The organism is Hamadaea tsunoensis DSM 44101 (assembly GCF_000428945.1).
Classification (GTDB): Bacteria; Actinomycetota; Actinomycetes; order Mycobacteriales; family Micromonosporaceae; genus Hamadaea; species Hamadaea tsunoensis.
The window spans coordinates 98,646-111,337 of the sequence record NZ_AUAX01000027.1 but is presented as its reverse complement, the minus strand read 5'-3'; the positions used below and the strand labels follow the sequence as shown (position 1 = coordinate 111,337).

The 12,692-nt window shown below is 73.6% G+C and carries 10 protein-coding genes; 8 read left to right on the top strand and 2 right to left on the bottom strand.

Translation table 11 applies throughout. From position 1 onward, the window contains the following. Positions 1-63 precede the first annotated feature (63 nt). On the bottom strand, positions 64-1,164 hold the full coding sequence (locus G401_RS0131585) for a carboxylate-amine ligase (RefSeq protein ID WP_027345637.1): 1,101 nt from the start codon (positions 1,162-1,164) through the stop codon (positions 64-66). Between the two features lie 96 nt (positions 1,165-1,260). Here G401_RS0131585 and G401_RS49745 point away from each other — a divergent pair, with 96 nt between their 5' ends. Continuing rightward, on the top strand, positions 1,261-1,815 hold the full coding sequence (locus tag G401_RS49745; protein ID WP_051367423.1) for an NUDIX domain-containing protein: 555 nt from the start codon (positions 1,261-1,263) through the stop codon (positions 1,813-1,815). Here G401_RS49745 and G401_RS0131575 read toward each other — a convergent pair. Next, complete coding sequence (locus tag G401_RS0131575) at positions 1,804-2,991, bottom strand: cytochrome P450 (protein WP_027345636.1); 1,188 nt, start codon at positions 2,989-2,991, stop codon at positions 1,804-1,806. The two genes, G401_RS49745 and G401_RS0131575, sit on opposite strands and share 12 nt — an antisense overlap. 120 nt (positions 2,992-3,111) lie before the next feature. On the opposite strand from G401_RS0131575, the gene G401_RS0131570 reads away from it, so the two are divergent. The 7 genes from G401_RS0131570 to G401_RS49735 all read left to right on the top strand — a co-directional run bounded on the left by G401_RS0131570 (position 3,112) and on the right by G401_RS49735 (position 12,651). Beyond that, positions 3,112-4,110 carry a 3-oxoacyl-ACP synthase III family protein gene (locus G401_RS0131570; RefSeq protein WP_027345635.1) on the top strand — a complete coding sequence of 333 codons (999 nt, stop codon included), beginning with the start codon at positions 3,112-3,114 and terminating at the stop codon, positions 4,108-4,110. Then, positions 4,110-4,871, top strand: coding sequence for a glycosyltransferase (locus G401_RS0131565; protein WP_034593714.1), 762 nt, complete (start codon positions 4,110-4,112; stop codon positions 4,869-4,871). The genes G401_RS0131570 and G401_RS0131565 overlap by 1 nt, the downstream gene beginning before the upstream one ends. Further along, positions 4,868-6,079, top strand: coding sequence for a cytochrome P450 (locus G401_RS0131560; RefSeq protein WP_157546622.1), 1,212 nt, complete (start codon positions 4,868-4,870; stop codon positions 6,077-6,079). Before G401_RS0131565 ends, G401_RS0131560 begins: the two co-directional genes overlap by 4 nt. Next, a complete protein-coding gene (locus G401_RS49740) occupies positions 6,076-7,527 on the top strand; it encodes a class I adenylate-forming enzyme family protein (RefSeq protein WP_034593713.1) in 1,452 nt (483 codons plus the stop codon). Before G401_RS0131560 ends, G401_RS49740 begins: the two co-directional genes overlap by 4 nt. Beyond that, positions 7,524-8,426 carry an NAD-dependent epimerase/dehydratase family protein gene (locus G401_RS0131550; RefSeq protein WP_027345632.1) on the top strand — a complete coding sequence of 301 codons (903 nt, stop codon included), beginning with the start codon at positions 7,524-7,526 and terminating at the stop codon, positions 8,424-8,426. Before G401_RS49740 ends, G401_RS0131550 begins: the two co-directional genes overlap by 4 nt. 125 nt (positions 8,427-8,551) lie before the next feature. Continuing rightward, a complete protein-coding gene (gene ald / locus G401_RS0131545) occupies positions 8,552-9,670 on the top strand; it encodes an alanine dehydrogenase (protein ID WP_027345631.1) in 1,119 nt (372 codons plus the stop codon). A gap of 179 nt (positions 9,671-9,849) precedes the next feature. Continuing rightward, on the top strand, positions 9,850-12,651 hold the full coding sequence (locus tag G401_RS49735; RefSeq protein WP_051367414.1) for an AfsR/SARP family transcriptional regulator: 2,802 nt from the start codon (positions 9,850-9,852) through the stop codon (positions 12,649-12,651). The last annotated feature ends 41 nt before the right edge of the window (positions 12,652-12,692 follow it).

The window sequence follows — 12,692 nt, the reverse complement described above, 5'->3', positions numbered from 1 at the left end:
ATCACCCGAATCTTGGACCAAGATTACGTGCGAATCCCTGATCCAAACGGGATCTTTTGTGCGTCAGAGGGCGGCTCGGGTGCGGGCTACCAGGGCGCGGGCGATGCCGGGGAGCCCTTCGCCGCTGCCGAGGATGCGGCGCTGGTCCTCGGCCGAGGTGCCCCGGCGCAGGATCGCCGCCACCCCGTCGCTGACGAGTTCCCAGTCCCCGGTGAACTCCAGTGCCGGGCGCAGGTGGGCGAGCAGGCGGCCGACCAGCACCGGTGCGCGTACGGGTTCGGCGGCGTACGGGTCGATGAGCTGGCCGCGCAGGCCGGACCGGGCCGCCCGCCAGGTCGCCCCGCGCAGCAGGTCGTCCGGCACGTAGGACGGCCGTTCCCCGGCGAACTCGGCGGCCGCGCCGGTGATCACGAGGGCCCGGCACAGGGCCGCCACGACCAGGACGTCGTCGAGCTCGGGGCAGGCGTCGGCGATCCGCAGCTCGATCGTCGGGTACTTGTACGACGGCCGGGCGTCGTAGTAGACCATGCCGTGGTCGCTGATCACGCCCGCGCGGATCAGCGTCTCGACCGAGCGCAGGTGGCTCGCGTAGTCCGGATGGATCGGCGGCGGGCCGTTGGTGGGCCAGCGGGACAGGACGATCGCGCGGTACGACGCGTACCCGGAATCGGTCTGCTGGAAGAAGGGCGAGCTGGCGCTCAGCGCGAGCAGGGTGGGCAGCCAGCCGCGCAGACGGGCGATGACCTGCACGGCGAGGTCGCGGTCGGGTACGCCGACCTGCACCTGGCACGCGCAGACCTGCTGCTCGTCCGCGAGCCGGCGGTACTCGTCCGAGATGCGGCGGTAACGCTCGTCGGCGAAGGTGGAGCCCATGGGCGTGCCGGAGGCCGGCACGGTGCCGGAGGCCGCGAGCCAGAGACCGGCCTTGTCGGCCGCCTCGACGAGGGTCCGGCGCGTGCCCAGCAGGGCGGTACGCAGGCCGGGCAGGTCGTGGCAGACCGGCGTGGCAGTCTCGATCATCGAGTCCTGGAACTCGCGCTCGACGGCCTCCTCGCCCTCTGTCAGCGCCAGCAGCCGCCGGGAGCCGGGGCTCAGGCGACCGTCGGGGCCGGAAAGGACGTGGAACTCCTCCTCGACGCCCAGCGTCGCGCCGGCCGCTTCCACGGTGGCTGCTGTGATGTCGATGTGGTGATCGTATCGGGGGAAGCGGTGCGGTGTCGGGGAAAGCGCGCCGTCCACCCGCGACGCCGATCGCGTAGCCTGTTGCGCGTGACCCATGAGTATCGCGTGGTGGCGACGACCGAGCGGTTCCACGGCCGAATCTTCGACATAGTCACCGATGAGGTGGAGATGCCCGGCGGTGGCACCGCGCCGCGTGACTACATGCGCCACATCGGCGCGGTCGGGGTCGTCGCGATCGACGACGAGGGGCGCGTGGTGCTGGTGCGGCAGTACCGCCATCCGGTCCGCGCGTACCTGTGGGAGCTGCCCGCCGGCCTCGTGGACGTCACCGGCGAGGACGCCGCCGCCACCGGGCTGCGCGAGCTCGCCGAGGAGGCCGACCTGACGGCCGGCCGCCTCGATCACCTGGTCGACCTGCACACCACGCCGGGCTGCTCGTCCGAGATGATCCGGCTCTTCCTCGCCACCGAGCTGCGCGAGGTCCCCGCCTTCGAGCGCCACGACGAAGAGCAGGACCTGGAGGTACGCCGGGTCCCGCTCGCCGACGCCGTCAAGATGATCTTCAACGGGCAGATCACGAACGGTCCCGCGGTCGCCGGGCTCCTGGCGGCGGTGGAGCGGCTACGCGGATAGCCGGATCGTCAGGCTCGCGTACGCCGGGACGAGGACGCGCCGCGCCGCCTGGCGGGACACCACCCGGAACGGCCGCCCGGCCGCGGTGATGCCCGCCAGCAGCTCGGCCAGCTGCACGCGGGCGATGGCCGCGCCGAGGCACAGGTGGCGGCCCGCGCCGAACCACAGCTGCCGCGTCTGCGGCACGTACGCGCGCCGGATGTCGAACGGCCCGGCCAGGTTGTCGGCGAGGTAGGTCAGCATCATCACCCGGTCGCCGGCGCGCAGCGTGTGCCCGGCGACGTCGGCGTCCTGGGCGACGTGCCGGCCGATGACCGGGGCGGGCGTGCTGACGCGGAGGCCCTCGCGTACCGCGCCGGGGAGCAGGCCGGGGTCGGCGAGCAGGGCATGCTGCTGACCAGTGTTGTGCAGCAGGGCGACCGTGCGGCCGAGCGAGGACGCGCCCGTCTCGGTACCCGCGATCGCCATCAACGTCGTCAGCCCGCGGGCGAGTTCCCAGCCCAGGCCCATCTCCCGGCAGCGGCCGAGGACCTTGTCGGCGCCGGCGGTCGCGTACGCCTCCCGGGCCCCGACGGTGATCTCGTCGACCAGGGCCCGGGCGGCCTCGACCCGTTCCGGGGCCAGCCGGGTGGACGCCTCGGTGCCGAGGGCCAGCGACGCGAGCTTCTCCCCGGCCGCGAACAGGCGCCGGGCCGCCGCGTCGTCGGGGACGTCGAGTCCCAGCAGGTCGCCGACGGTACGCCCGGCGACCACCCGGGCGAGGTCGGCGACGTCGACGGCCTCGCCGCCCGCGAGCCGTTCCCGCAGCCGGGCGTGGTGCGGCCCCTGCACGCGGCCGACCAGCCGCTGCGCGCTGTCCTCGGTGAACAGGTCGCGGGCGGCGGTACGCAGTTCCCCGTGCCGGGCCCCGGCGAAGAACCCGCCCATCTCCGGCCCGAACAGCTGGGTCCACAGATCGCCGACGCCGCCCTCGCCCAGCATGCTGAAGTGGTCGGAGTCGTTGAGGATCCGGCGGGCCACCACGGGATCGGTGACCACCCACCCGAGCTTCGGTACGCGGCGCACGGCACCGGCCAGCCGGGCTCCCATGAGGAGGGTGAACAGGGCGGGGTTGGCCGTCCACAGCAGCCTGGCCTCCTGCCGGCCCGCCTTGCCGTTGCCCAGCAGCAGTGCCATGCCCGGAACCTCCTGCGCGCTCGGACCCGTTCCCGGTTGAGTATGCCGCCTCAGTGTCGCTGAGTAGACGCGCCCTGCCCGGCCCGCGGGCCTTGCCGGATGCTGGAACACGTGACCGAGATGCATGGCAAGATCACCGGAGCGGCCGCGTACCTGCCGCCGCTGCGCGTACCGAGCGCCGATGTGGAGGCTCGGATCGCGCGGTCCAGCGAGGGCTTCACCCCGTACGCCGGCATCGTCGAGCGGCTGACCGGAATCCGGAACCGGCACGTGGCCGCGCCCGGGCAGCAGGCGTCCGATCTGGCCGTCGCGGCCGCGGGCAAGCTGCTGGCGAACCGGGGGATCGGCCCCGCCGACCTGGACCTGCTGATCTTCGGATCGGCCTCGCAGGACATGATCGAGCCGGCCACCGCGCACATCGTCGCGGCCAAGCTCGGCGCGACGTGTCCGGTGTTCGACGTGAAGAACGCGTGCAACAGCCTGCTCAACGGGCTGCACCTGGCCGACGCGCTGATCCGGACCGGGCAGGCCCGGCGGGTGCTGGTCTGCTCGGGCGAGGTGCCGAGCCGGGCCGTCCGGTGGCGCGTACGCGACCGCGACCAGTTCGCCGACGCGTTCGCCGGGTACACGCTGTCCGACGGGGGAGCGGCGGTCCTCGTCGAGGCGGCCGCCACCGGCTTCTTCCACTGGAGCTTCGCCGCCGACTCGACCGCGTGGGAGATCGGTACGCTGCCGGCCGGCGGCACGATGCACCCCCGCGATCCCGAGTACAGCTACTTCAGCGGGGACGGCCGCAAGCTGCGCGACGTCTTCCTGCGCATGGGACCCGGGCTGTTCCAGTCGGCGCTCGCCGAGACCGGGCTGTCCTGGACGGACTTCGCCTTCGTCGGCGTGCACCAGGTGGCGGTGCCCTACCTGGAGGTGCTGCGCCGGGGGCTCGGCATCCCGGCGGACCGGCTCGTGGTGACCCTGCCCGAGCACGGCAACCTCGCCAGCGTGACGCTCGCCCTGCAGCTGGCGTACGCCCTGGAGGAGGGGCGCTGCCGGCCCGGTGACAAGATCGCCCTCATCGGCCTCGCCGGCGGGGTGAGTCTCGGGCTCGGATTGGCGGAGCTGTGATGGGGTCCCGGCTGTGGGTGGTGATTCCGGCGTACAACGAGCAGACGCTGGTCGGCTCGACGATGGCGGCCCTGGAACGCCAGCGGGACAAGGAGTTCACGGTCGTCCTCGTCGACAACGCGAGCACCGACCGGACGGTCGCGGCGGCCCGCGGGGCGGCCCGCCGCCTCGATCTGAGGGTGGTCCGCGAGCCCGAGAAGGGCACCGGCGCGGCGGCCGACACCGGCGTCCGGTACGCCATCGAGCACGGTGCCGAGCTGATCGCGCGTACGGACGCCGACTGCCTGCCCGCTCCACAATGGACTGCGGCGGTGCGGCGGGCGCTGGACGGCCCAGGCGGCGGCGGGCTGCGGATGGTGAGCGGCCCGCTGCGGCCGCGTACCGACGAGTTCCGGCTGCGCTGGTGGGAACGCCGGCTGCTGCCCTCGGTCGTCGGCGCCGCCGCCGCGTTCGGGCGCTTCCGGCCGGGCAATCGGGACGCCGCGTACCTCGGGCCGTACGTCATGATGCCCGGCTGCAACGTCGCCTTCACGGCCGAGCTGTACGAGGCGGCCGGCGGGTTCCCGCGTACGCGGATCGAGGACGTGCACGAGGACCGCGAGCTGGTCAACCGGGTCCGCCGGATCACGAAGGACTACGGCCTGCGGCGGGACGTCGTCGTGCACGGATCCGTGCGGCGGCTGCGCGCCTACGGCCTGGCCGGCACCCTCGCCTGGTACGCCGACCACCGCAACCGTCCCTCGATCGTGGACATCCGATGACGCCGGCGAGAGCGAAGACGCCGGCGAGGGAGACGAAGCCGGCGAGAGCGAAGACGCCGGCGAGGGAGAAGACGCCGAACTGGGAGACCCGGCTGAACCTGGCCGCCCACCCGCTCGCCTACCCGTTCGTCCGCGCCCTCGGCCGCCGGCCGGTCGTGCGGGTGCCCGGCCTCGGCGTGGTCGTCAGCGACGCCGCGCTGGCCCGCCGGGTGCTCATGGACGGCGAGACGTTCCGCAAGGACGGCCCGGGCTCCTCCGGCGACCTGTGGACCCCGATCCTCGGCCCGTCCGTGCTGCTCAACATGGAAGGCGAGGCCCACCGGGCGCTGCGCCGCCGCCTGCAGGAGCTGTTCACCCCGGACTACACCGCCCGGCTGTGCGTACGCGTGCTCGCCGAACCGCTCCGCGACCTGGTCGCGCGGTTGCCGGAGGGGGTCGACCTCGTCGACGAGATGCGGGTCCTGGCCGCGACGGTCATCGGCGAGGTCATCGGCCTGTCCGGCGGAACCCGGGACGACCACCGGCACCTGTTCGAGGCGGGCGAGCGCATCGTCGGCATGGTCACGCTGCGCACGCGTACGCTCTCCGACCGGCAGAAGGCCGTCGCCCAGTCCGTGCTCGGCCCGATCGGCGAGACCGCCGCGGCCGCGTACCGGGCGGGGGACGAGACGACCGTGCTCGGCCGGATGCGCGGCCTCGGACTGTCCGAGGCGGAGGCCCGCGGCGCGGCGGCGGCCTTCTTCCTCACCGGCACCGAGACCGTCGCGACGCTCGTGCCACGCCTGATCGCCCTCCTGCACGACCACGGGCGCCTGGCCGACGTCGCCGCCGACGAGCGGCTGCTCGACCCGGCGATCGACGAGGCGATGCGGGCGACCGTCCCCACGCCGGTCATGCTGCGCAGCGTCCACGCCGCGGCGGCGATCGGCGAGGTGCGCGTCCGGCCGGGCGACCGGGTGCTCATCGCGACGATCAACTGCTGCCGGGCGTACGGGCCGTTCGATCCGGACCGGCCGCAGCCGCCCGAGCTGAAGCGGCTGTGGTTCGGTGCCGGACCGCACTTCTGCATCGGGTTCCCGCTCGCCCACGCCGAGATCCGGGCGGTCGCGTCGGCCCTGCTCGCCGCGCCGGGCCTGCGGGTGGTCGAGCGGTCCGCCGCGCGCGGCGTCCTCATCCCCACGTATCGACGTCTGGTGGTGCGCACGTGACCCTGGTCGCGGATGTCCTGTCGCAGAACCCCGCCGCTCCGGCCTTCGCGGGAATGTCCTTCGGGGAGCTGCGGCGGCAGGTGCTCGCCGTGCGGCACGGCCTGATCACCCAGGGCCTGCGGCCCGGCGACGGCGTGCTCTTCTCCGTCCGCCCCTCCGCGCGGTCCCTGGTGCTCGCGCTCGCGATCGTCGCGGCCGGCGGCGTCGTGGTCTTCGCCGACCCGGGCGCCGGCCCCGAGATGTTCGCGGCCCGCCTGCGCCTCGCGCGCCCCCGCTTCAGCGCCGCGGAGAGCATCCTCTACGCGGGCTCCAGGCTCGCGCCGATCCGGTGGTACGCGCGCCGGGGCGGCCTGCTCCTTCCCGACCTGTCCGCGCTGGACGTCGAGCGGCATGTCTACACCGGACGGTGGCTGCCCGGGGTGCCGCGCGGCGCACTGTCGTTCGACGCGATGCTCTCCGGCCCGGCGCCTTCCGCCGACGTGACGGGCGACCCGGACGCCCCCGCGGCCGTCATCTTCACCTCGGGCACGACCTCGGCTCCCCGCGCCGTGGTGCATTCGGGCGGCTCGCTCGGCGCGGCGCGTACCGTGCTCGGGTCACGCGTACGGCTCGGGCCCGGCGACGCCGTCTACACCGATCAGCTGATGCTCGGGCTGCCCGCGCTGGCCGGTGGTGCGCAGTGGGTCCTGCCCGGTCCGGGCGGCGTACCGGCCGACGCCACGCACCTGTTCGCCATTCCCGTACGCCTGGCCGAGATGCTGGCCGCCGGGCCGCTCCCGGCGAGCCTGCGGTACGTGCTGACGGGGTCGGCGCCGGCACCGGCGCAGTTGCTGCGGCGCGCCGCGGCGGCCGCGCCCGGGGCCGAGGTGCTCAGCATCTACGGGATGACCGAGATCCTGCCGGTGGCGGTCGTGTCGGCCGCGGAGAAGCTGGCGCACGACGGGGACTTCGTCGGCGCGCCGCTGCCGGGCGTCGCCGCCCGCCTGGCCGGCGACGGCGAACTGCTGCTGTCGGGGCCCAATCTGTGCACCGGATACCTGGGCCTGCCGCCCCACAACGAGCTGCCCACGGGTGACCTGGCCCGGCTGGACCCGGACGGGATCGTCCTGCTCGGCCGGAAGAAGGACATGATCATCCGGGGCAAGTTCAACCTCTACCCGGGGCTGTACGAGCCGGCGGTCGGCGCGCTTCCCGGCGTCCGCGAGGCGGCCTTCGTCGGCCTGGCGGATCCGGGGCACGGGGACGAGGAAGTGGTCCTCTGCGTCGTCGTCGATCCGGCGGCCGCCGCCGATCCGTCCACCGTGGTCGAACGACTCCGCGCGCGGCTGCCGCACGTGATCGACCACGACGCCCTGCCCGACCGGATCGTCGCGCTGGCGGATCTGCCGCGCGGCGGGCGTACGCACAAGCTGGACCGGGCCGCCCTGCGGGAGCTGGTCCGCCGATGAGGGTCGCCGTCACGGGAGCCACGGGGTTCGTCGGCGGGGCGGTCGTCCGGGAGCTGGCGGCCCGGTCCCACACCGTGTACGCCTTCGGCCGCCGCGCCCTTCCCGCACCGCCGGACGACCTGCCGCGCTACCGGCGCTGGGACATCGCCGCCGGACCGCTCGCCGACCCGCCGGACGTGGACGCGGTCGTGCACTGCGCCGGAACCGTCTCCGACTGGGGACCGGCCGCGGAGTTCTTCGCGGTCAACGCGGCCGGCACGGTCAACGTGCTCCAGACCTTCCCGGCGGCCCGGTTCGTGCACGTCAGCACGGCCAGCGTCTACGACCCGCTCCGCCCGACGGTACGCGCGACCGAGGACCAGGCGCCGGTGGAGCGGTACGTCAACGCGTACGGGCGCAGCAAGGCCGAGGCGGAGCGGGCCGTGAGCGGACGGGGGATCATCCTGCGGCCGCACGCGATCTACGGCCCGGGCGACCCGACGCTGCTCCCACGCGTCCTGGCGGCGGTACGCGGACCCTGGCTGCCCGCGGTCGGCACGGGCCGCCAGCTGATCAGCCTGACCTCCGTCGCCAACCTGGTACGCGCGATCCTCCTGAGCGTGGCGGGGCCGGTGTCCACGGGAGTGTTCAACGTGACGGACGCCGAGCCGGTCGTGCTCGACGACGCGCTGCGGGCGATCCTGGCGGCGCGGGGGATCGCGGCGCGCCCGGTCTACCTTCCGCTGCGCCTCGCGTGGCCCCTGGCGGCGCTCGCCGAGACGGTCTCCCGCCGCCCCCGCCTCACCCGGTACGCCGCGGGCCACCTGGCCGTCGAGCGCACCCTCGATCTGACCGCCGCGCGCGTCACACTCGGTTACACACCCGACATGACCTCGTTCGATGGTGCGGGGTCATGGTGACACTCTGTAAATCCGGACGTCGGGCACGTTACATCACGTCCGGCCTGCCGGACCGATTGTGATCTTAAGCTGGGGGTATAGGAGTGACGCGCACAGCGTGGTGCGCCCCGACGAGAGGTATCACGGTGAAGGTCGCAATCCCCCGCGAAGTGAAAAACCACGAGTACCGGGTGGCGATCACCCCGGCCGGCGTGCACGAGTTCGTCCGCAACGGCCACGAGGTGTTCATCGAGACCCAGGCGGGTGTCGGCTCCTCGATCACCGACGAGGAGTACGCCGCCGCCGGCGCCAAGATCCTGCCGACCGCCGACGACACCTGGGCCGCCGGGGACATGATCCTCAAGGTCAAGGAGCCGATCGAGCAGGAGTACCACCGGATGCGCCCGGGCCAGGTGCTCTTCACCTACCTGCACCTCGCCGCCTCCAAGGAGTGCACCGACGCCCTGGTCACGCAGAAGGTGACCGGCATCGCGTACGAGACCGTCGAACTCGACAACGGCCAGCTGCCGCTGCTCGCCCCGATGTCCGAGGTGGCCGGCCGGCTCGCCCCGCAGGTCGGCTCGCACTACCTGCTGCGCGCCCAGGGCGGCCGCGGTGTCCTGCCCGGCGGCGTCCCCGGCGTACGCCCGGCCAAGGCGGTCGTCATCGGCGCGGGCGTCTCCGGCGTCAACGCGGCCACCATCGCCAACGGGCTCGGCTTCGAGGTCACCATCCTCGACAAGAACATCAACCGGCTGCGGGCCGTCGACGCCCAGTTCCACGGCCGCGTCCACACCGACATGTCCAGCGCGTACGAGCTGGAGCGCGAGGTGCTCGGCGCGGACCTGGTCGTCGGCGCGGTCCTCGTCCCCGGTGCCAAGGCCCCGACGCTCATCACCAACGAGCTGGTCTCCCGCATGAAGCCCGGCAGCGTACTGGTCGACATCTCGATCGACCAGGGCGGCTGCTTCGAGGACTCGCGCCCGACCACGCACGCCGACCCGGTCTACCAGGTCCACAACTCGATCTTCTACTGCGTGGCGAACATGCCGGGCGCCGTCCCGCACACCAGCACGCACGCGCTGACCAACGTCACCCTGCCGTACGCGATCGAGCTGGCCAACCACGGCTGGCGCGAGGCGCTGCGCCGGGACAAGGCGCTGGCCCTGGGGCTCAACACCTACGACGGCCAGATCGTCTACGGCCCGGTCGCCGACGCCCACGGCCAGGCGACCCTGCCGCTGGCGACGGTCCTCGCGGAGTAGCCCTCGTAGAACATCCACTCTGGACGGTTTCGTCCACTCAAGCGCCGCGGCGGCCCCGGCTCCCCCCGGACCGCCGCGGCGTCCCTGTGCCCGGGCCCTGCGCCGCCCATTGACCAGGCACCTACGGTGTGATGCAGGCTTGGAGTCCGCTCACAGCGTCTGTGGTATCGGGGGAGACCATGAAGCCCATCGAGTTCCGGCTGCTCGGCCCCATGGAGGTACGCCGCGGCGGGTGCCCCGTGGACCTCGGACCGCGCCGCGGCCGGGCGATTCTCGGGATGCTGCTGCTGCACGCCGGCCGGCCCGTGCACCTCGACCGGCTGATCACGCTGGCGTGGTACGGGGACGTGGCTCCGCGTACCGCGCGCAACGGCGTCCAGGTGTCGGTCTCCCGGCTCCGGGCGGTCCTCGGCGACGTCGCTCCGATCGGGACGGTGGGCGAGGGCTACCGGATCGACGTCGACCCCGCGACGGTGGACCTGTACGCCTTCCGGGAGCTCGTCGGCCTCGGCAGGCGGCGTACCGGCCTGGAGCGGCTGAGCACTCTGCGTACCGCCGAACGGCTGTGGCGCGGCCCGCTGCTGGCCGGCACCTTCGGCGACGACCTGCGGTCCCAGGTGTACGCGGGCGTCGAGGAGGAGCGGCTCGCGGCCGTGGAGAGCCGGTTGGAGGCGCAGCTGCACGTCGGCCTGCAGACCGAGATGATCGGCGAGCTGACCGAGCTGGCGCACGCGTACCCGGCCCGCGAGCGCCTCGCCGAACTGCTGATCCGTACGCTGCACCGGCTCGGGCGGCGTGAGGACGCGCTGGACGCGTACCACGAACTGCGCCGCCGGCTCGCCGAGAGCCAGGGGCTGGATCCGTCGCCGGCGCTGCGTGAGCTGCATCTGGGGATGCTCAACGACGACCCGGCGCTGTATCCGCCCGGGGCCGGGTCCGCGCCCGGGGTGCGGCTGCTGCCGTGGGACGTGCCCGATTTCGCCGGGCGTACGGCTCAGCTGGCCTGGCTCGACACGACCACCGGCGGCGAGGGCGCGGCGACGGTGGTCATCAGCGCGATCTCCGGTCTCGGCGGGGTCGGCAAGACCGCCCTCGCCGTCCACTGGGCGCACCGGCGGTCCGGCCGTTTCCCGGACGGCCAGATCTACCTCGACCTGCGCGGCTACGACCGCCGCCGGCCGGTGGAGCCGCTGGAGGCGCTGGTACGCGTGCTGCGGGCGCTCGGGATTCCGGCGGACCGGATTCCGTCCGATGTGGACGCGGCCGCGGACCTGTACCGGTCGACGCTCGCCGAGCTGCGCATCCTGGTCCTGCTGGACAACGCCGGTTCCGTGGACCAGATCCGGCCGCTGCTGCCCGGCGGCCGGCGCAACGTCGTGGTCGTCACGAGCCGGGACCGCCTCGGCGGTCTCCTGTCCCGCGACGGCGCCCGCCGCCTGGACCTCGGCGTGCTGGCCGCCGACGAGTCCCGGCAGCTGCTGGCGGCGGTCCTCGGCGCCGACCGCGCCCGGCGGGAGGCGCCGGCCCTGCGGGCACTGGCCGACGCGCTCGGCCATCTGCCGCTGGCGCTGCGCATCGCGGGGGCGACGCTCGTCGACCACCCCGAGTACGCGGTGACCGACTATCTCGCGGGCATCACCGCGGCGGGACGGGTCGACTCGCTGGTCGTCGACGGGGACGGCGACAACTCCGTCCGGGCCGTCTTCGACAGCTCGCGCAGGTTGCTCAGCCCGGTCGCCGCGCGGCTGTTCCGGCTGCTCGGCCTCGTTCCCGGGCCGTCGGTCACCCTGCCGGCCGCGGCGGCGACGGCCGGGCTGAGCGAGCCGGAGTGCCGCCGGCTGCTCGACGACCTCGTCCACGCCCACCTGGTCGTGGAGCAGGAACAGGACCGGTACGGTATGCACGACCTCGTCAAGGAGTATGCCGGCAGCCTGACCGCGGACGAGCCGGCCGCGGACGGACAGGATCCGGCCGAGCAGGCGACGGGGCGGCTCATGGCCTGGTACATCGCGGGCGCGGACCGGGCCGACCTCGCCCTGCGGCCGTACCGGGTGATGCCGTTCGCCGCGGCGGACGCATCGGGCCAGGACGCTCTGACCGAAGCCGGGGCGCTGGCGTGGTTCGACGCCGAGGGGCCGAACCTGCTGGCGGCCGTCACGGCGACGGAGACCACCCATCCCGGCGCGTGCTGGCGGCTCGCCGCGTTCCTGGCCGAGTGGCTGGAACGCCGCCGCGACCGGAGCACGTGGCGGGAGGTCTGCGTCATCGGCGTACGCGCGGCGCGGGCGGACGCCGACCTGCTGGGTGAAGCCGCGATGCGCCAGTCGCTGGCGGTCTGCCTGGCCCGGCTGGGCGAATTCGGCGAGGCGGTCGCCATGTTCAGCGAGATCGTGAACGTCCGGCGCCGGATCGGCGATCCCAAACCGCTGGGGCTGTCCCTGGTGCACCTCGGCACCGCCCAGACCCAGAACGGCGAGGACGCCGACGGCATCGCGCACATCCGCTGCGGCATCGACATCCTCGGCGAGATCCCGGACGCCCGGCCCACCCTGGCGCTGGCCCTGAACAATCTCGGCTGGGCGCACTACATCGCCGGGCGTACCGGTGACGCGGTCGAGTGCTTCGAGCAGGCCGCGGTGATCGCCCGCGAGACCGGCAACCATCAGACGCTCTCCTTCGCCGAGGGCAACCTCGGTCAGATCCACTCGGAGGCCGGCGACCCCGTGCGGTGGCTGCACCACTGGTCGGCGGCCCTCGAAGCCGCGCAGAACTCGGGCGACCAGCGGCTCGCCGCCAACTCGTACGCCTGGGTCGGCAAGGCGCACCTCGCGCTCGGCGACCGGGATCTGGCCCGCTCCAACATGGAGCAGGCGCGGCGGCTGTACGTGCTCATGGACGATGCCGACGCCGAGGAGATGACGCAGCTGCTCGCCGAGCTCGCGGCGGATCCGGTCATGCCGTCCACAGTGAAAGCCGACTGAAAGCGGCGGCGCCTACGGTTCCGGTATCCCGTCGAGAACGG